General features: G+C 74.3%; 17 protein-coding genes and 1 riboswitch. Of the genes, 9 read left to right on the forward strand and 8 right to left on the reverse strand.

The window, feature by feature from the left end; translation table 11 throughout:
• Nucleotides 1-18: 18 nt before the first annotated feature.
• The 3 genes from ACIP98_RS09650 to ACIP98_RS09660 all read right to left on the reverse strand — a co-directional run bounded on the left by ACIP98_RS09650 (nt 19) and on the right by ACIP98_RS09660 (nt 2,008).
• Nucleotides 19-426 carry a DUF3040 domain-containing protein gene (locus tag ACIP98_RS09650; RefSeq protein ID WP_319662066.1) on the reverse strand — a complete coding sequence of 136 codons (408 nt, stop codon included), beginning with the start codon at nt 424-426 and terminating at the stop codon, nt 19-21.
• 235 nt (nt 427-661) lie between these two features.
• A complete protein-coding gene (locus ACIP98_RS09655) occupies nt 662-1,432 on the reverse strand; it encodes a methyltransferase (RefSeq protein ID WP_319662067.1) in 771 nt (256 codons plus the stop codon).
• Nucleotides 1,433-1,519: 87 nt separating this feature from the next.
• Nucleotides 1,520-2,008, reverse strand: a complete 489-nt coding sequence (locus tag ACIP98_RS09660) for an SAV_6107 family HEPN domain-containing protein (RefSeq protein ID WP_319662068.1) — start codon at nt 2,006-2,008, stop codon at nt 1,520-1,522.
• A 173-nt stretch (nt 2,009-2,181) separates the two neighbouring features.
• Between ACIP98_RS09660 and ACIP98_RS09665 the strand changes: the two genes are divergently transcribed.
• The 5 genes from ACIP98_RS09665 to ACIP98_RS09685 all read left to right on the forward strand — a co-directional run bounded on the left by ACIP98_RS09665 (nt 2,182) and on the right by ACIP98_RS09685 (nt 8,127).
• Complete coding sequence (locus ACIP98_RS09665; RefSeq protein ID WP_401974734.1) at nt 2,182-2,982, forward strand: ATP-binding cassette domain-containing protein; 801 nt, start codon at nt 2,182-2,184, stop codon at nt 2,980-2,982.
• A complete protein-coding gene (locus ACIP98_RS09670) occupies nt 2,954-5,068 on the forward strand; it encodes a YhgE/Pip family protein (protein WP_401974736.1) in 2,115 nt (704 codons plus the stop codon). The genes ACIP98_RS09665 and ACIP98_RS09670 overlap by 29 nt, the downstream gene beginning before the upstream one ends.
• A gap of 34 nt (nt 5,069-5,102) precedes the next feature.
• On the forward strand, nt 5,103-5,714 hold the full coding sequence (locus ACIP98_RS09675) for a TetR/AcrR family transcriptional regulator (RefSeq protein WP_401974737.1): 612 nt from the start codon (nt 5,103-5,105) through the stop codon (nt 5,712-5,714).
• Between the two features lie 288 nt (nt 5,715-6,002).
• Entirely contained in the window at nt 6,003-6,617 is a 615-nt protein-coding gene (locus ACIP98_RS09680; protein ID WP_401974739.1) for a DUF4126 domain-containing protein, read from the forward strand.
• Nucleotides 6,618-6,627: 10 nt separating this feature from the next.
• On the forward strand, nt 6,628-8,127 hold the full coding sequence (locus ACIP98_RS09685) for a phytoene desaturase family protein (protein WP_401974740.1): 1,500 nt from the start codon (nt 6,628-6,630) through the stop codon (nt 8,125-8,127).
• Here ACIP98_RS09685 and ACIP98_RS09690 read toward each other — a convergent pair.
• The 5 genes from ACIP98_RS09690 to ACIP98_RS09710 all read right to left on the reverse strand — a co-directional run bounded on the left by ACIP98_RS09690 (nt 8,124) and on the right by ACIP98_RS09710 (nt 12,664).
• Entirely contained in the window at nt 8,124-9,125 is a 1,002-nt protein-coding gene (locus ACIP98_RS09690) for a hypothetical protein (RefSeq protein ID WP_401974743.1), read from the reverse strand. The two genes, ACIP98_RS09685 and ACIP98_RS09690, sit on opposite strands and share 4 nt — an antisense overlap.
• Before the next feature lie 56 nt (nt 9,126-9,181).
• On the reverse strand, nt 9,182-10,099 hold the full coding sequence (gene metF, locus ACIP98_RS09695) for a methylenetetrahydrofolate reductase [NAD(P)H] (protein WP_319662075.1): 918 nt from the start codon (nt 10,097-10,099) through the stop codon (nt 9,182-9,184).
• Between the two features lie 121 nt (nt 10,100-10,220).
• Nucleotides 10,221-10,886: a thiamine phosphate synthase gene (gene thiE / locus ACIP98_RS09700; RefSeq protein WP_319662077.1), complete on the reverse strand. Its 666-nt coding sequence runs from the start codon at nt 10,884-10,886 to the stop codon at nt 10,221-10,223.
• Between the two features lie 100 nt (nt 10,887-10,986).
• On the reverse strand, nt 10,987-11,352 hold the full coding sequence (locus ACIP98_RS09705) for an Rv2175c family DNA-binding protein (RefSeq protein WP_319662078.1): 366 nt from the start codon (nt 11,350-11,352) through the stop codon (nt 10,987-10,989).
• A gap of 100 nt (nt 11,353-11,452) precedes the next feature.
• On the reverse strand, nt 11,453-12,664 hold the full coding sequence (locus tag ACIP98_RS09710) for an FAD-dependent oxidoreductase (RefSeq protein WP_319662079.1): 1,212 nt from the start codon (nt 12,662-12,664) through the stop codon (nt 11,453-11,455).
• Between the two features lie 83 nt (nt 12,665-12,747).
• Nucleotides 12,748-12,859: riboswitch (TPP riboswitch) on the forward strand.
• On the opposite strand from ACIP98_RS09710, the gene thiO reads away from it, so the two are divergent.
• From thiO to pknB, 4 genes are all read left to right on the forward strand, one after another.
• A complete protein-coding gene (gene thiO, locus ACIP98_RS09715; protein ID WP_319662080.1) occupies nt 12,857-14,014 on the forward strand; it encodes a glycine oxidase ThiO in 1,158 nt (385 codons plus the stop codon). It overlaps the preceding riboswitch by 3 nt.
• Nucleotides 14,015-14,019: 5 nt before the next feature.
• Nucleotides 14,020-14,220 carry a sulfur carrier protein ThiS gene (thiS, locus tag ACIP98_RS09720; RefSeq protein ID WP_319662268.1) on the forward strand — a complete coding sequence of 67 codons (201 nt, stop codon included), beginning with the start codon at nt 14,020-14,022 and terminating at the stop codon, nt 14,218-14,220.
• A 5-nt stretch (nt 14,221-14,225) separates the two neighbouring features.
• A complete protein-coding gene (locus tag ACIP98_RS09725) occupies nt 14,226-15,026 on the forward strand; it encodes a thiazole synthase (protein ID WP_319662081.1) in 801 nt (266 codons plus the stop codon).
• Nucleotides 15,027-15,162: 136 nt separating this feature from the next.
• Nucleotides 15,163-17,076 (forward strand): Stk1 family PASTA domain-containing Ser/Thr kinase, encoded by a 1,914-nt coding sequence (gene pknB / locus ACIP98_RS09730; protein ID WP_401974749.1) that lies wholly within the window; start codon nt 15,163-15,165, stop codon nt 17,074-17,076.
• Nucleotide 17,077 lies beyond the last annotated feature (1 nt).

A 17,077-nucleotide genomic window follows, 5' to 3' on the forward strand; every position in this document is an offset into this window, starting at 1 on the left:
AGGTCGGTGGGCCGTGGCTCACTGGCCCTGTTCGTCGCGGCGGCGCTGCCACCGCTCCTCGATGCGGTCCATCATGCCGCGGCGCGACTGACGACGTGCACGGCCCGGGGTGCCCGGATGAGAATGTCCTGCAGGGGCCGCGGTGGAGCCCGGCCGCGCAGCGCGACGCCAGCCGGTGACGGCGAGGACGGCACAGCCGAGCATGACCAGGAAGCCCACGACACTGATCCACGGCTGCTGGGCGATCATGCCGGCCATCAGCAGCCCGATGCCCACCAGGAAGCCCGCCACAGCCAGGTAGACCCGCCGCCTGGTGTAGGTGCGCAGCCCGCTTCCCTCAAGCGCCGACGCGAACTTGGGATCTTCGGCGTACAGCGCTCGCTCCATCTGCTCGAGCATGCGCTGCTCGTGCTCCGAGAGCGGCACGGAGTCCTCCTACTCGTCGGTCGCGGGGGAGCGACCGTTACGACCCTTCCAGGATAGGCAGGGAATCGCCCCCGTGAAACCCGCCCCACTGCGCCAATCCGACGGGGGAGGTTTTCCCCGTCGAACGCCACGTCATGCCAGCATACGGCCCGGAACCGCTTCTCGGGGGGCGTGTGACCGACTCCTCCCGCTGGGTGACCGGAAGGTGTAAGGCCCCCCGGCCCGGGGGACGGTGTCAGCCGCGCTCGGCCAGCACGTGCAGTTGGGTGGCCACCGCGTGAAAAGCGGGTTGCTCCGCGGCGGCGAGTTCCAGTCGCAGGAGCGCCTCCAGGGCGCCCGGTTCGGTGTCCACCAGGACGCCGGGGACCAGATCGGCGAAGACCCGCACGCCGTGCACCGCGCCGACCCGCAGGCCCGCGTCGGCGACCAGGCCGGTCAGTTCCTCGGCGGTGAAGCGGCGCGGCATCGGATCGCCCTCGCCCCAGCGGCCGTCGGCGTCGTCGAGGGTCTGCCGGGCCTCGGTGAAGTGACCGGCGATGGCACGCGCGAGCACCGCCCCGTGGCGGCCGGCGGCGAGCAGGCTCAGGGTCCCGGAGGGGCGCAGGCTGCCGACGGCGTTGCGGACGCCCTCGGCGGGATCGTCCACGTACTCCAGCACGCCGTGGCAGAGCACCACGTCCTGGCTGCCGGCGGGCACGACGTCCAGGAGTCCGTGGGCGTCGCCCTGGACGCCGTGGACGCGTTCGGTCACGCCGGCCTCGGCGGCGCGCCGCTCCAGGGCGAAGAGCGCGTCGGGGCTGGGGTCGACGACGGTGACGCGGTGACCCAGACTGGCCACCGGCACCGCGAAGTTGCCGGTGCCCCCGCCCGTGTCGAGCACGTCGAGGACGTCGCGGCCGACGGCCTTGGCCTGCCGGTCCAGCGCCTCGCGCAGGACCTCCCAGACCACGGCAGTACGCAGGGCTGCGCGGGGACGCAGCGGTTCGGCCCCTCCTGGACGGGACATGCGGACGGCTCCTCGCGGGCGGTCGGGGCTCGGGACCGGTGGGCCCGGCCTGGCACCCACTCTAGTGGGCCGCGCGAAGCCTCCCGATCAAGCCGGGCGGTCCACCTGCCGGCGCGGCAGGGCGGGCTGCAGTGCGAGCATGCGCTCCACGAGCCGCAGGAACATCCCGGCGGCCCGGACCAGATCGTCGGCGTCCCGCCGGGTGGCGGCACCCGGTATCCCGGCCTCGGCCAGGGCCCGGCGCTGCGCGCCCGCCTCGAACAGGGCGCTCCACTCCGTCAGTTCCGGCGCGACCTCGGGCAGCACCTCCCACGCGCTGCGGATGCGCTGCCGGCGGCGCTTGGTCGGTTCCGGCCGGCCGCGCACGGCGAGCACGGCGGCCGCGGTGCGCAGCGCGGCCAAATGGGCGGTGGCGTAGCGGTCGTTGGCGGCCTCCAGCACGGCGGCCTCCTGCAGCCCCCGCGCGGCCTGGGCGAGCAGATCGAGCGCGGCCGCGGGCGCGCCCGCCCTGCGCAGCACGGGATGGACGTCGGTGGCACCGCCGCCGGCGGCGGTCCTGCGAGCTGGCGCGGTCATCACGTACCTCCTGTCTTCGTATGACGTGTCCGACAGTTCCTGGCCCTTCGCAACTCATCGTGAAGCACACCTCTGACAATCGCCCTGACCTGCGCGTTCGATGGGCGGCGCCGGAGTGCGCTACAGTTTTTGCACTGACCAGTCAGTTCAATTACGAAGACGGGGGCGGGCGAGTGATCACCGCGGAAGGGTTCGGGCTCGAGGGACCTCGGGGCTGGGTGTTCCGGGACGTCACCTTCACGGCTCCGGCCGGCAGCCTGATCGCCGTCGAGGGAGCTTCGGGGTCCGGCCGCACGAGTCTTCTGCTCGCGCTCACCGGACGCATGCGGGCCGGCGAGGGACACGCCGAGGTGGCCGGGTACCGGCTGCCCCGGCAGCTCGCCGCCGTCCGGCGGGTCGCCGCGCTCGGCCCGGTCGACGGGGTCTTCGAACTCGACCCCGCGCTCACCGTGGGCGAGCATCTGCGCGAACGGGTCCTGCTGCAGCAGCGGTTCGGCGACTCGCTGCGCCAACTGGTGCGACCGCGCGCCGAGCGGCAGGCCGCAGGCCGGCTCCGCGTCGCGGAGGCCCTGGAGGCGGCCGGGCTGGACCCGGCCACGCTGCCCAAGGCCGAGCGCACCGCCGCCCGCGACCTGGAACGGCTCGAGGCCCTGCGCCTGGGCACCGCGCTCGCGCTGCTCGGCCGACCCCGGGTCCTGGCCGTCGACGACGCCGACCACAAGCTGGGCCCGGCCGAACGCGACCTGGCCTGGGCGATGCTGCGCGGTGTCGCCGCCGGCGGCACCACCGTGCTGGCGGTCTGCACACAGGCGCCCGAGGACGACGCCGTCGTGGTCCGCACGCACCCACCCGTGGCCGCGGGCGGCCCGGACAGCGCCACCGGAAGCGGGATCGGGACCGGGGCCGGCGGGAACGCCGTCCCCACGAGCGAGGAGGGGGCGTCGGATGCGCACGCCGAGGCTGGCAGCGCTTGAGCTGAGGAGGTTCGGCAGGGGGCGGCTGCCCCGCGCCGCGATGGTGTCGCTGCTGCTCCTGCCGCTGCTCTACGGCGCCTTGTACCTGTGGTCGTTCTGGGACCCGTACGGGCGGCTGGACAAGATCCCGGTCGCCCTGGTGAACGCCGACAAGGGCGCCACCGTGGACGGCGACCGGCTCGCCGCGGGCGACTCCATCGTCGACGGGCTGCGCCGCAGCGACACCTTCGACTGGCACGAGACCACCGCCGCCGAGGCCGCCGACGGCGTCGAGGACGGCACTTACTACCTCTCGCTGACCATCCCGTCCGACTTCAGCGCCCGGATCGGCTCCAGCGCGGGCCGGCGGCCCGAGACCGGCGCCCTCCAGGTGCGCACGAACGACGCCAACAACTACATCGTCGGCCAGATCTCCCGCACGGTGTTCTCCGAGGTGCGCTCGGCCGCCTCCACCAAGGCCTCGCGCGGCTTCTACGACAAGATCTTCGTCTCCTTCTCCGACCTCCACGACCGGACGGTGAAGGCAGCCGACGGCGCGGACGACGTCACCAAGGGAGCCGGAACGGCCCGCACGGGCTCCAAGGAACTCGGTGACGGCATCGACAGCGCCGAGGACGGCGCACGGCGGCTGGCCAACGGGCTGCGTGACGCGAAGAAGGGCAGCCACGCCCTCGCCACCGGGCTGGACACGCTGGACGCCGGTGCCGGCCGCGTCGCGGCCGGCACCCAGACGCTGGCCGACGAGGTGAACGGCGCCTCCGACGAACTCGCCTTCGTCAAGAGGCACGTCAAGGAGATCAACGCGGTGGCGCGACTCGTCGCGCGGGGATCACGGGCCGCGCAGGACGGTCTCGGCGACCTGCCGGGGCAGGCGGAGCGCGCCGTCACCGACGCCAGGGCCGCCGCCGCCCAGGTGCACAGCGCCTACGCGCAGCAGTGCCCGCTCGGCGCGGTGACGCCCGCGTGCCGGGCGCTCGACAGGGCCGGGGACGCCGCGGACGAGGTGGTGGGGGTCGCCGGCCGGCTCGACACCTATGTGCGCACCCACGGCGCGCAACTGGACGGCCTCCGCGGCGACCTGGGCACGCTGCACTCGGTCGCCACGGACCTGTCCGACCCGCACCTGGCCGGCAGGCTGCAGAGCGCCGTCGACGGCGTCAACGAACTCAACGACGGTGCCAGGAAGGTCTCGAACGGTCTGCACACCGCCTCGTCGGGGGCCGGCACCCTCGACAGCGGACTGACCGGCCTGTCCTCCGGCGCGAACGGCCTGGCCGGCGGCATGTACCGGCTGTCGGACGGCAGCAACCGGCTGACCGGCGGCCTGACCCGGCTGACCGACGGCAGCGCGCGGCTCGCCGACGGCCTGCACGACGGCGCCGCGCGGATCCCCGACTACGGCACCAAGGACCGCGACGACCGCACCGAGGTGATGGCCGACCCGGTGCGGCTGGCGTCGGGCGCGCTGCACAAGGCGCCCAACTACGGCACCGGCTTTGCCCCCTACTTCATCCCGCTCTCGCTCTGGGTGGGCGCCATGGTCGCCTACATGCTGCTGCAGCCGCTGAGCAAGCGCGCCCTGGCGGCAGGCGCGCCCGCGTGGCGCATCGCGGTGGCGGGCTGGCTGCCGGTGGTCGCCATCGGCGTCCTGCAGGCGCTCGCGCTCATGGCCGTGCTGCACTGGGCCATCGGCCTCCACATGGCGCGCGCCGGGGGCACGATCGGCTTCCTGGCGCTGGTGACCGCCTGCTTCGGCGCGATCGTGCAGTGGCTCAACGCCCGCTTCGGCCCGGCGGGCCGCGTCCTGGTGCTGGCGCTGCTCATGCTCCAGCTGACCTCGGCCGGGGGCACCTACCCCGTGCAGACCAGCCCGGGCTTCTTCAACGCCGTCCACCCGTTCCTGCCGATGAGCTACGTCGTCGAGGGACTGCGGCACCTCATCACGGGCGGCGGCCTGTGGCCGGTGTGGCGGGCCTGCCTGGTGCTGGCGGCCTTCACGGCGGGCGCGCTGGCGCTCACCGCGTGGTCGGCGCTCCGCAAGCAGGTCTGGACGCCGGCCCGGCTGCACCCGGAGCTGTCCCTGTGACGCCGGTGCGGCGCGGCCGTAGACAATCGACGTCATGAACAGTGCACGACGGCAGGCCACCCGGCAGAAGCTCTTCCAGGCCGCGGTCACCCTCATCGCCGAGCAGGGCTTCTCCGCCACCACGGTGGACGAGATCGCCGAGCGCGCCGGCGTGGCCAAGGGCACGGTCTACTACAACTTCACCAGCAAGAACGAGCTCTTCGAGGAGCTGCTGCGGCACGGCGTCGGCCTGCTCACCACCTCGCTGCAAGAGGCGGGCGACACCGTGACCGCGCGCGGCGGCTCCCATGTGGACGCGATCGACGCGATGATCCGCGCGGGCCTGGCCTTCATCGCGGAGTACCCGTCGTTCACGCAGCTGTACGTGGCCGAGTTGTGGCGCACCAACCGGGCCTGGCAGGACACGCTCATGGTGCTGCGCAAGGAGGCGGTGGCCGTCGTGGAGCGCACGCTGCAGGCGGCCGTGGAGGCGGGCGAGTTGAGCGACGAGATCGACGTGCCGCTGACGGCGGCCGCCCTGTTCGGCATGGTGCTGGTGGCGGCGCTCGACTGGCTGTCGTTCCAGCCGGAGCGGTCGATCGACGACGTGCACGCCGCCTTGTCCCGGCTGTTGCAGGGCCGGGTCGCGGGCCAGGCCCGCGCCTAGAGCCGGAAAACAACAGGAGCGCGCCGCCCCGGTGCGACCCGATCCCCCGTCGGGCCGTGCCGGGGCGACGCTCCCCCGTGGTGCCCCCGTTCCCGTCCGGGCGCCGCGCCGTTCCGCCGCCCCGTGCCGGCGGTTCCGGCGCCTTGCCCGTCCGTTGACACCACCTTGGCGTCCCGACGGGGTTCCGCTCATCCGCGCGCGTACTCAAGTGCGCGTCTAGGTACGGATACTCAGTACTGGGCGGTACCGCTCAAAGCCCTGGGCGCGGCTTCGCTAGCATCAGCGCCCATGTCGGTTCTTCCGCTCGTATTCACCAGCGGCTGGGCGAGCGGGATCAACGCCTACGCCGTGGTCTTCCTGCTCGGCCTGATGGGCGCCACCGGGATCAGCGACGAGGTGCCCCCGGCGCTGGAGCGCCCGGACGTACTGATCGCCGCGGGCGTGCTCTTCCTTTGCGAGGCGGTGGCGGACAAGATCCCCTACGTCGACACGGCGTGGGACGCCGTGCACACCGCGATCCGGCCCGTCGCGGGCGCCGTCGTGGCCGCGCTGCTCGCCGGCCACGACGGCTCGCTGCCGGAGCTGGCGGCCGGGGCGGTCGGCGGCACGACGGCACTGGTCAGCCATCTGGTGAAGGCCGGACTGCGGATGGGGGTCAACACCTCGCCCGAGCCCGCGAGCAACATCGTGGTCAGTCTCGCCGAGGACATCGGCGTCTCCGGGGTCATCGTGCTCGCGCTGTTCCACCCGGTCGCGGCGGCGGCCGTCGCGGCGACGCTGCTCGCGCTCGGCACGGTGACGGTGTTCTTCGTGATGTCCCGGATCCGCCGCTACTGGCGTCGCTGGCGGGAGCGCCGCCGTCAGCGCAGGTCCGGTCCCGGGACTGTCAGCGGGTGGGGATAGGGTCCTCGGCATGGCACGGATTGCGGTGATCGGCGCGGGTATGGGCGCCATGGCGGCCGCCGCCCGGCTCGCCACGGGCGGGCACCGGGTGGCGGTGTACGAGCGCGCGGACACGCACGGCGGTGCCGTCCGCCGGTACGAGCGCGACGGCTTCGGGTTCGACACCGGTCCCGGCCTGCTGCATCTCCCGGCGGTCTACCGCGACCTGTTCCTCAAGACCGGCAAGAAGAGCCTGGAGCAGAGCGTCGCGCTGTCCCAGGTCGACCCCGCCGGCCGTCATCTGTTCGCGGACGGCACGGACGTCGTGCTGCCGAACGCCTCGCGCGGCGGTGTGGTGGCCGCGCTGGACGCCGCGTTGGGGGCGGGCTCGGGCGAGCGCTGGAGCGACCTGCTGGTGCGCGCCCGCGACGTGTGGGACGCCACCCGCCGGCCCCTGCTGGAGGACGCGCTCGCCGCCGACCCGGCCGTCCTGGGCCGCGACCCGTACCCGGCGGCTCCGGTCCGCCGCGGCCTGTTCCGGCGGGGCGCACCGACGTTGGCCGAGACCGCCGCGCGCGAGCTGCGCGACCCGCGGCTCGCCGGTCTGCTCGGCTCCTACGCCCTCGCCCACGGCTTCGACCCGCGGACCGCCCCCGCGAGCGCCGCCGTGCTGCCGTACATCGAGCAGACCTTCGGCTCCTGGTACGTGCGCGGCGGCATGCGCGCCCTGGCGGACGCCGTGCACCAGCGGTGCCTGGAGCGGCGCGTGGAGTTCCACTTCGGCGCGGACGTGACGGCGGTCGTGGAGAAGGACGGACGCGCGGCGGGGCTCGAACTCGCCGACGGCACAAGGGCGGAGGCCGAACAGGTCGTCGCGGGCGTCGCGCCCCTGGCGCTGTCGGCACTGCTGCCCGGCGCCGCGGGTCCCGCGCCGCAGGGCCTGGACGGCGCGGGCCCCGGCCGGCTCACGGTGTGCCTGGCGCTACGCGGTGCCCGGCCCGCCGGTACCCCGCACCGCACGGTCGTCCACGCCCCCGACCAGGCGGCGGAGGCGGCCGCCCTGGCCCGCGGTGAGCTGCACGAGCGGATGACCGTCACGGTGCTGCGGCCCGACGACGACACCCTGCGCCCTGACGACCGGTCAGAGGCGGTCACCGTCAGCGCGACCGTGCCGCCGCAGGGCGCCCACGGGCTCGACTGGAACGCCCCCGGTGTCGCGGACCGTTACGCGGACGCGGTGCTCGCGGCGGCCTCCGCCGCCCTGCCGGACCTCGCCGACCGGCTGCTGTGGCGCATGGTGCACACCCCGGCCCACACCGAGCGGGAGACGGGGCTCGCGGGCGGCCGGCTCCCCCGGCCGGCCCTGGCCGGCGCCGACGGAGCGCACCTCCACCCGGACAACCGCACCCCGGTCCCCGGCCTCCACCTCGTCGGCGGCTGGTCCCACCCCGGTGGCGGGCTCGCTCACACCGGCATGTCCGCAGCCGTCACCGCCGACCTGATCATGGGCGGCCCCGGCGGCAGCCGCTAGTTGTAGCGGTAGGGGTCGTACGGGTCGTACTGCCCCTGGCCCTGGCCCTGCTGCTGCTCGTGCGGCTGCTGTTGCTGCTGCTGGTCGTAGGAGTTCTGCTGCTGCGGGATGTACGGCTGCTGCTCGCCGCCCTGCTGCGGCACCCAGACGCCCCCCGCGGGCGTGTCGTAGCCGTACCCCTGCTGCTGCGGGGCTCCGGCGCCCTGCTGCCCCTGCTGGTAAGGGTCCTGGTAGCCGCCGTAGGTGCCGTAGGCCTGCTGGGTCTCCCAGCCGCCGGTCTGCTGCGGCTGGCCGTAGGCGTCGTACGCGGCCGCGGCGGGCTGCTGCTGCGCCCCGCTGTTCCAGTCGCCGTAGCCGGTGGTGCCGTAGCCCTCGTAGCCGCCACTGGTGTACGGGTCGGGGGTGTAGCCGGGCTGCTGCCCGTCGAACGTCGGGTACTCGCCGCTGTCCTCGTGCATGGGCATGGGCTGGTAGACCTGCGTGGAGTCCATGCCGTGCGCCTCCGGCGCCCCGGCGCCCCGGGCCCCGGCGTAGGCGTCGTACGACTGCCCGACGCCCGCGGCCTCCGGCACGCCGGAGTTGTGCTCCTCGGCCGGACCCTGCGTCACGGACTCGGCACCGTAGCCCTCGGCCGCCTCGCCGCGCCCGCCCCGGCCGCGGCGTCCGCCGGCGCGCCGGGAGGCGGGCGCGGGCTCGGCCGGGTCGTCGTCGGAGTCGGCGTCGTCGTCGAGGTCGTCGCCCTTGGGGGCCTTGAGGGCCCAGCCCTCGACGAAGCCCCGCCGGTAGGAGAGCGTCACGAAGGTCTGGCCGGTGCCGAAGGCCAGCGCGCCCAGCACGATCACCACGACGGACGGCAGGTAGACGCCGAGGACGACGCCCATGAATCCCGCGAAGGCGAGCAGCCGCCACCTGAGCCGGGCCTTGTACTGGAGCAGCACTTCGCCGAGCAGCCACAGCGCGACCACGCCGAAGGCGATGTAGAGCACTGTGTAGGCCATGAGAGCACTTCCTCACCGTTCACCGTCGTCGGCCCACCGGGGCGGCGGCTCCGCCCTCACGACCTCTGGTGCAGTCCCAGATTCTCGTAGATTTCCAACGACGCCGTGGAGTGATTAAGGGTAATGAAGTGCAGCCCGGGAATGTCCTCGGCCATCAGCCGCCGGCACATCTCCGTCGCGTACTCGACCCCGATCGCCCGCACCGCGGCCGGATCGTCCTTGACCGCGAGGATACGGTCCGCGAGCTCCGGCGGGAAAGGCGCGTTGCCGAGCTGGGCGAAGCGCTCGATCTGCCGCACGTTCGTGACCGGCATGATCTCCGGAATGATGGGCGTCTCGCAACCGCCCTTCCCGACCCGGTCACGCAGCCGCAGGTAGTCCTCGGCGTCGAAGAACATCTGGGTGATGGCGTAGTCGGCGCCCGCGCGGCACTTCTCGATGAAGTGACGCGTATCACTCTCCCAGTCGCTCGAGCGCGGGTGCATCTCCGGGAAGGCCGCGACGCCGACGCAGAAATCGCCCGACTCCTTGATGAGCCGCACGAGTTCGTAGGCGTAGTCCACCCCCTCGGGGTGCCGCTGCCACTCCCCCATCGGGTCGCCGGGCGGGTCGCCGCGCAGCGCGAGCATGTTGCGGATCCCGGCGTCTGCGTACTGGCCGATGATGTTGCGCAGTTCCGCGACGGAGTGGTCGACCGCGGTCAGATGCGCCACGGGCGTGAGGGTGGTGTCGGACGCGATGCGCTCGGTCGCCCGGACGGTGCCGGACCGCGAGGTGCCGCCCGCGCCGTAGGTGACGGAGACGAAGGTGGGGCCCACCGCCTCGATGCGGCGGATGGCGTCCCACAGCGTCCGCTCGCCCTTCTCGGTCCTCGGCGCCATGAACTCGAAGGAGTACGAGCGCTGCCCCGAGGCCAGCAGCTCACGAATGGTGACCGCGTGATCGGTCCTGGTGGAAGCGGTTCCGAGGGCCATGCGCCTCAGGCTAGCCGCGGGGGCCGGAGGGCCCCAACAGGACGCGGGGAAATGTTCACTCCCTGGACACGCCGGGCCCGGCCGACGAGCGGTCGGCCGTCCGGGCCGCCGGCCCGCGGGGTCAGCCGGTGTAGGAGCGGACCCGCTTGGCGAGCTCCGCGGCGGCCGCGCCGGGGTCGTCGGCCTCGGTGACGGCCCGTACGACGACGATCCGCCGTGCGCCCGCCTCCAGCACCTGCTCGGCGTTGTCCAGGTCGATGCCGCCGATCGCGAACCACGGCCGGTCCGTGCCGAGCCCCGCCGCGTAGCGGACGAGGCCCAGCCCGGGCGCGGGGCGGCCCGGCTTGGTCGGGGTCGGCCACACCGGCCCGGTGCAGAAGTAGTCCGCACCGGGCTCCGAGGCGGCCGCGGCCGCCTCGGACTCGGAGTGGCACGACCGTCCGACGACCGGGGAGTCCGCGCCGGAGCCGAGGATCGCCCGCGCGGCCGGCACCGGCAGGTCGCCCTGCCCGAGGTGCAGGACGTCGGCCCCGGCCGCGTGCGCCACGTCCGCGCGGTCGTTCACGGCGAGCAGTGCGCCGTGCCGCCGGCACGCGTCACCGAGGACCGCGAGGTACTCCAGCTCCTCGCGGGCCTCGATGCCCTTGTCGCGCAACTGCACGATGTCCACCCCGGACGCCAGCACGGCGTCCGCGAAGGCCGCGAACTCCGCGATGCCGCCCTGGCGCCGGCGGGCGTCGGTGCACAGGTAGAGCCGGGCGTCGGCGAGCCTCGCGCGGATGCTCATGCGGTGGGTCCCCCTCGGGTGCGGTACGTGCCGTACCAGCGGTACGTGCGGTGATATGCGCTGGGCGCGCTCGGCGCGCCGGGTGCGCTGGTCGAACGGCTCAGACGGCCAGCGCCTGGGCCCGGCGCTTCACCTCGGTCCCGCGGTTCTCGCGCAGGGCCTGCACCGGCGTGCCGGGCAGGCTCTCGTCCGGGGTGAACAGCCACTCCAGGGCTTCCTCGTCGCTGAACCCGTCGTCCTTGAGCAGGTTGAGCGTGCCGGCGAGGCCCTTCACGATCTTCCCGTCGCCGATGAAGTCGGCGGGGACCATCAGCACCCTGTTCTCCCCGCGGCGCACCGCGATGAGCTGCCCTTCCTTGATCAGCTGGCGGACCCGGGTCACCTCCACGTCGAGCTGCTCGGCGATGTCGGGGACGTTGAGCCAGGAGGGTACGAGGGCATCAATCTTTGCGTCGATCTCGGTCACAGGACAAGCGTGCCATCCCGGACCCGTACCGCGGTACTCGTGGCGTCCACCAGGGGCATGCGGGGCGTTCCGCGGGGCCGGCCGCGCGGCTCGGCGGCCGTCAGACGACGGCGGTCCGCAGCTGCACGGCGGGGTCGGCCACCAGGGCCCGGTCGACCCGGGCCTCCCGCGCGATGAGCTTGCGGGCCTGGGCGAGGTCGCGCGGACGGCCCACCGCGAAGAGGGCGACCAGCACACCGTCGCGCAGCCACAGCACGGACCAGGCGAGGCCGTCCGGGTCGCCCCGCAGCAGCATTTCGTCGGAGTCGACGTGGTACCCCGCGTACTGGACGAAGCGGCCGAACTGCTCGGACCAGAAGTACGGGACGGGGTCGTAGACCTCGTCGCCGCCCAGGATGTTGGCGGCCGCGGTGCGGGGCCCCTGGACCGCGTTGTCCCAGTGGTGGATGAGCAGCCGCTGCCCGTACCGGGCGGAGGGGAAGGAGGCGCAGTCGCCGACGGCGTACACGTCGGGTACGGAGGTGCGCAGCCGGTCGTCGGCCAGGACCGACCGGTCCGGGCCGAGGTCGACCCCGGAGCCCGCCAGCCAGCCCGTCGCCGGCCGGGCGCCGATGCCGACGACGACGGCCTCCGCGGCGATCACGCTGCCGTCGGCGAGCCGCACGGCGCCCGGCTCGACCCCGGCGACGGCGGCGCCCGTGCGCAGGTCGACGCCGGCCTCCGCGTACCAGCCGCGCATCCGGTCGGCGATCCGCTCGGGCAGCACGCCCGCCAGCGGCCGGTCGGCGGCCTCGACGACGGTCACGGCGCAGCCCGCGTGCCGGGCGGCGGTGGCGAACTCGGCGCCGATCCAGCCCGCGCCGACCACGACGACCGTGTTCCGCGCCTCCAGGACCGGCCGCAGCCGGGCGGCGTCGTCCAGGGTGCGCAGCACGTGCACGCCGGGCACGCCCTCGCTGCCCGGCAGCGTCAGCGGCTCGGCGCCGCTGGCCACGACCAGCTTGTCGTACTCCACCGGGCCCGCGTCGGTGAGCAGTTGGCGCTCGTCCGGGCGCAGCGCGCTCGCGTGCCGGCCGAGCAGCAGCTGGACGCCGATGCCGCCGAAGTCCACGTCCAGCAGCGCGCCCGGACCCTCGTCGGCGCCGAAGAGGACGCCCTTGGACAGCGGGGGCCGGTCGTACGGCGGATGCCGCTCCGCGCCGAGCAGCGTGATCGCGCCGCCCCACCCCTGCTCCCGCAGGGACACGGCGGTCTGCACCCCGGCCATCCCGGCCCCGACGACGACGACGCGCTGCTCGCTGCTGCTGGTCACGCTGATCACCGTAACGCCGCGCGGCGCGCACCCCGGTACCGGCGCCCTACTCGCCGTCAGTGGTGCGTACTAAAGTGGCGGACGAATGCACTCGCGGGAGCCCGGCGCACCGGGCTGAGAGGGCGGCTGGCCGGCCGCCGACCGTACGAACCTGATCCGGGTCATGCCGGCGAAGGGAGGAGCGGTACACCGATGCACCGTCATGACGTGCCGGACACCGTCGTCATCGGTGGCGGGATCATCGGCCTGGTCACCGCCTGGCGGGCGGCCCAGCGCGGGCTGCGCACGGTGGTCGCCGACCCCGATCCGGGCGGCGGCGCCGCCCTGGTGGCCGCCGGGATGCTGGCCCCCGTCACCGAGCTGCAGTACGGCGAGCGGGCCCTGCTCGACCTCAACCTCGCCGCGATCCACCGCTATCCGGCGTTCACGGCCGAATTGGAGGAGGCCACGGGTCTGGAGACCGGCTACCGGGCGTGCGGCACCCTCGCCGTGGCCCTGGACGCCGACGACCGCGCCGAACTGCGCGAACTGCACGCCTTCCAGACCTCCTTGGGGCTTTCGGCGGAGTGGCTGAGCGGACGCGAGTGCCGCCGCCTGGAGCCGATGCTCGCGCCGGGCGTGCGCGGCGGCCTGCGCGTCGACGGCGACCACCAGGTCGACCCGCGACGGCTGGTGGCCGCGCTGCTGCGGGCCTGCGAGCTGTCCGGGGTGACCTTCCGCCGCGCGGCGGTGACCGGGGTGGACATCACCGGCGACCGGGCGCGCGGGGTCCTGCTCGACGACGGCAGCGTGCTGGCCGCCGGGCAGACCGTGCTGGCCGCCGGGAGCCGCAGCGGCCGGCTCGGCGGCCTGCCGGAGCGCCTGCTGCCGCCGGTGCGCCCGGTGAAGGGCCAGGTCCTGCGGCTGCGGGTGCCCGCGGCGTACGCGCCCTTCCTGTCCCGCACGGTGCGCGCCGTGGTGCGCGGCGGCCATGTCTACCTGGTGCCGCGGGAGAACGGCGAGCTGGTCGTCGGCGCCACCAGCGAGGAGACGGGCTGGGACACCACCGTCACGGCCGGCGGCGTGTACGAGCTGCTGCGCGACGCCCACGACCTGGTACCGGGCATCACCGAGCTGCCGCTGGTGGAGACGGTGGCCGGGCTGCGCCCCGGCTCCCCCGACAACGCCCCGCTGCTGGGCCGCAGCGCGCTGGAGGGCCTGCTCATGGCCACCGGGCACCACCGCAACGGCGTGCTGCTCACCCCGCTGACCGGCGACGTGATGGCCGAGGTGCTGACCGGCGGCGACCTGCCCGAGGTGGCCCGCCCCTTCTCCCCCGGCCGATTCACTCCTCAGGAGCAGTACGCATGAACGCGATGACCGTCTCCGTCAACGGCGAGCCCCGCCAGGTGACGCCGGGCCTCACGCTGGACCGGCTGGTCGCCGGGCTGACCACCGCCCCCTCCGGTGTCGCCGCCGCGCTCAACGAGACCGTGGTGCCCCGCGGGCAGTGGCCCGCCACCGCGCTGAGCGACGGCGACCGCGTCGAGGTCCTGACCGCGGTGCAGGGGGGCTGACCCGCATGGCCGACGATCCGCTGACCATCGCAGGAACGGCGTTCGGCTCCCGTCTGATCATGGGAACCGGCGGCGCGCCGAGCCTGGAGGTGCTGGAGCAGGCGCTGCTCGCCTCCGGCACCGAGCTCACCACGGTCGCCATGCGGCGGCTCGATCCCACGGTCAAGGGCTCCGTGCTGTCGGTGCTGGCCCGCCACGGCGTCCGCGTCCTGCCCAACACCGCCGGCTGCCGGACGGCGGGCGAGGCCGTCCTCACCGCCCGGCTGGCCCGGGAGGCACTGGGCACGGACTGGGTGAAGCTGGAGGTGATCGCGGACGAGCGCACCCTGCTGCCCGACCCGGTCGAGCTCCTGGACGCGGCCGAGGTCCTGGTCGACGACGGCTTCACGGTGCTGCCGTACACCAACGACGACCCCGTGCTGGCCCGCAGGCTGGAGGACCTCGGCTGCGCCGCGGTCATGCCGCTGGGATCGCCCATCGGCTCCGGCCTGGGCATCCGCAACCCGCACAATTTCGAGCTGATCGTGGAGCGGGCCTCCGTGCCGGTGATCCTCGACGCGGGAGCGGGCACGGCCTCCGACGCGGCCTTCGCGATGGAGCTGGGCTGCGCCGCCGTCATGCTCGCCTCCGCCGTCACCCGGGCCCAGGAGCCGGTGCTCATGGCCGACGCCATGCGCCATGCCGTGGAGGCCGGGCGCCTCGCCCACCGCGCGGGGCGCATCCCGCGGCGCCGGCACGCCCTGGCCTCCTCGCCGTCCGAGGGCGTCGCGGCCTTCGACCCCGAGCGGCCGGCCTTCGGCGCCTGAGGTGCCGCGCGGTGGTCCGGCGGGCGGCCGGAGCAGCGCGTCACGGTTCCGTGTCGGTACCGCACGACCGCGACACAACGTTGCCGCGTTAGCCCAAGCGGGTAAGGCGAACACCGTAAACTGCACGTTTGTGGATATGACCCTTCAAGACCCGCTGGTCGGGCGCACGCTCGACGGCCGCTACCGGGTGGAGGCCCGGATCGCGGTCGGCGGGATGGCGACGGTCTACCGAGCACTGGACACCCGTTTGGACCGTGTGCTCGCGCTGAAGGTGATGCACCCGGCACTGGCCGCCGAGCCCGGCTTCGTGGAGCGCTTCATCCGTGAGGCGAAGTCCGTGGCGCGGCTGGACCACGCCAATGTGGTGCAGATCTACGACCAGGGCGCGGACGGCTCGTACGTGTACCTGGCGATGGAGTACATCGCCGGCTGCACGCTCCGCGACCTGCTGCGCGACCGGGGCGCGCTGCCGCCCCGCGCGGCGCTGGACATCCTGGAGCCCGTGCTGGCGGCCCTCGGCGCGGCGCACCGCGCGGGCCTGGTGCACCGCGACATGAAGCCGGAGAACGTCCTCATCGGCGACGACGGCCGGGTGAAGGTGGCGGACTTCGGCCTGGTCAGGGCCGTGGACGCGCACACCACGACGACCTCGACCACCGGCGTCGTGCTGGGCACCGTGTCCTACATGGCACCGGAGCAGATCGAGAGCGGCACGACCGATCCGCGCAGCGACGTGTACGCCTGCGGAGTGCTGCTCTACGAGATGCTCACCGGCGGCAAGCCCCGCGCGGGCGGCACGCCGATGCAGGTGATCTACCAGCACCTGAACGAGGACATCCCCGCGCCGTCGGCCACCGTGCCGGGACTGGCGCCGCAGCTGGACGTCCTCGTGGCGGGCGCGGCGGCCCGCGAGCCCGCGCTGCGTCCCGCGGACGCCGTGGAACTGCTGGCCCGGTTGCACACGGCACGCGCCGCTCTGAGCCCCGCCCAGCTGGACGCCGTACCGCCCACGGCGCACGCGCCCGCGCCCCCGGTGGCGCCGCGGCCGGCCGGGGCGGAGGAGGCGACCGCTGTTGTGCACCGCACCGCACGGCTGGAGATGCCGCCGGAGCCGGCGCGGCGCCGGCCCGTCCCCGGCCCCGGGCACGCGGCCCCCGACGGCGCCCGGCTGCGGGCCCGGCCGGGCATGATCGCCGTGGTCGTCGCCCTGCTGCTCGTCGCCGGCATCGGCGGCAGCGTCTGGTACATCAACGACGGCCAGTTCACCAGGACCCCCGCGGTGCTGAACCTGGCGCGGGCGGACGCCGAGAAGCAGGTGCGCGCGGCCGGGCTCGAGGTCGAGGTGGTCGAGGCGTTCGACGCGGCCACGCCGAAGGGCAGGGTCAGCGACACCGATCCCGGCCCGGGCACGCGGATCCGCGACGACGGCACGGTCACCCTCACCGTCTCCAAGGGCCCGGAGCAGGTGAAGGTGCCGGATGTGACGGGCAGGTCGCTGGGCCGGGCCCGGCAGGACCTGGCGTCCGCCGGCCTGACGGCGGGCCGGGTGACCCGTGAGTTCAGCGACGACGTCCCCCAGGGCGACGTGATCTCCACCGACCCGGGCGGCGGGACGACCCGCAAGCCGGACTCCGCGGTGGCGCTCGTGGTCAGCAAGGGCGCGCCGGTGGACGTGCCCGACGTCGTCGGCGCCCCGCTGGAGGACGCCCGCAGGGAGCTGCAGGAGGCCGGGCTGCGGGTGAAGGTCGCGCCGCAGCGGGTCTTCTCCGACCAGGCGGACGAGGGCGGGGTCGCCGCCCAGAGCAAGGACGCGGGGCAGCAGCTGGCGGCCGGCGACACGGTCACCCTGACCGTGTCCAAGGGCCAGCAGATGGTCGACGTCCCGGACGTCGGGGGCAAGGACGTCGAGACGGCCCGCCAGGAGCTCAAGGCCGCCGGGTTCGACGTGCGCGTGATCCGCTTCTTCTTCACCGGTGAGGTCAGCAACCAGTCACCGGCCGCCGGCAGCCAGGCACCGAAGGGGAGCACGATCACGCTGTGGGTGCGCTGAG

It is taken from the genome of Streptomyces sp. NPDC088354, assembly GCF_044753585.1.
Taxonomy (GTDB): Bacteria; Actinomycetota; Actinomycetes; order Streptomycetales; family Streptomycetaceae; genus Actinacidiphila.

Coding starts and splice junctions, on each gene's coding strand:
- ACIP98_RS09725 (WP_319662081.1), top strand. CDS start 14,226: ATGGCCGACGATCCGCTGACCATCGCAGGAACGGCGTTCGGCTCCCGT.
- thiS (WP_319662268.1), top strand. CDS start 14,020: ATGACCGTCTCCGTCAACGGCGAGCCCCGCCAGGTGACGCCGGGCCTC.
- ACIP98_RS09675 (WP_401974737.1), top strand. CDS start 5,103: ATGAACAGTGCACGACGGCAGGCCACCCGGCAGAAGCTCTTCCAGGCC.
- ACIP98_RS09685 (WP_401974740.1), top strand. CDS start 6,628: ATGGCACGGATTGCGGTGATCGGCGCGGGTATGGGCGCCATGGCGGCC.
- pknB (WP_401974749.1), top strand. CDS start 15,163: ATGACCCTTCAAGACCCGCTGGTCGGGCGCACGCTCGACGGCCGCTAC.
- thiO (WP_319662080.1), top strand. CDS start 12,857: ATGCACCGTCATGACGTGCCGGACACCGTCGTCATCGGTGGCGGGATC.
- ACIP98_RS09670 (WP_401974736.1), top strand. CDS start 2,954: ATGCGCACGCCGAGGCTGGCAGCGCTTGAGCTGAGGAGGTTCGGCAGG.
- thiE (WP_319662077.1), bottom strand. CDS start 10,886: ATGAGCATCCGCGCGAGGCTCGCCGACGCCCGGCTCTACCTGTGCACC.
- metF (WP_319662075.1), bottom strand. CDS start 10,099: ATGGCCCTCGGAACCGCTTCCACCAGGACCGATCACGCGGTCACCATT.
- ACIP98_RS09690 (WP_401974743.1), bottom strand. CDS start 9,125: ATGGCCTACACAGTGCTCTACATCGCCTTCGGCGTGGTCGCGCTGTGG.
- ACIP98_RS09655 (WP_319662067.1), bottom strand. CDS start 1,432: ATGTCCCGTCCAGGAGGGGCCGAACCGCTGCGTCCCCGCGCAGCCCTG.
- ACIP98_RS09680 (WP_401974739.1), top strand. CDS start 6,003: ATGTCGGTTCTTCCGCTCGTATTCACCAGCGGCTGGGCGAGCGGGATC.
- ACIP98_RS09660 (WP_319662068.1), bottom strand. CDS start 2,008: ATGACCGCGCCAGCTCGCAGGACCGCCGCCGGCGGCGGTGCCACCGAC.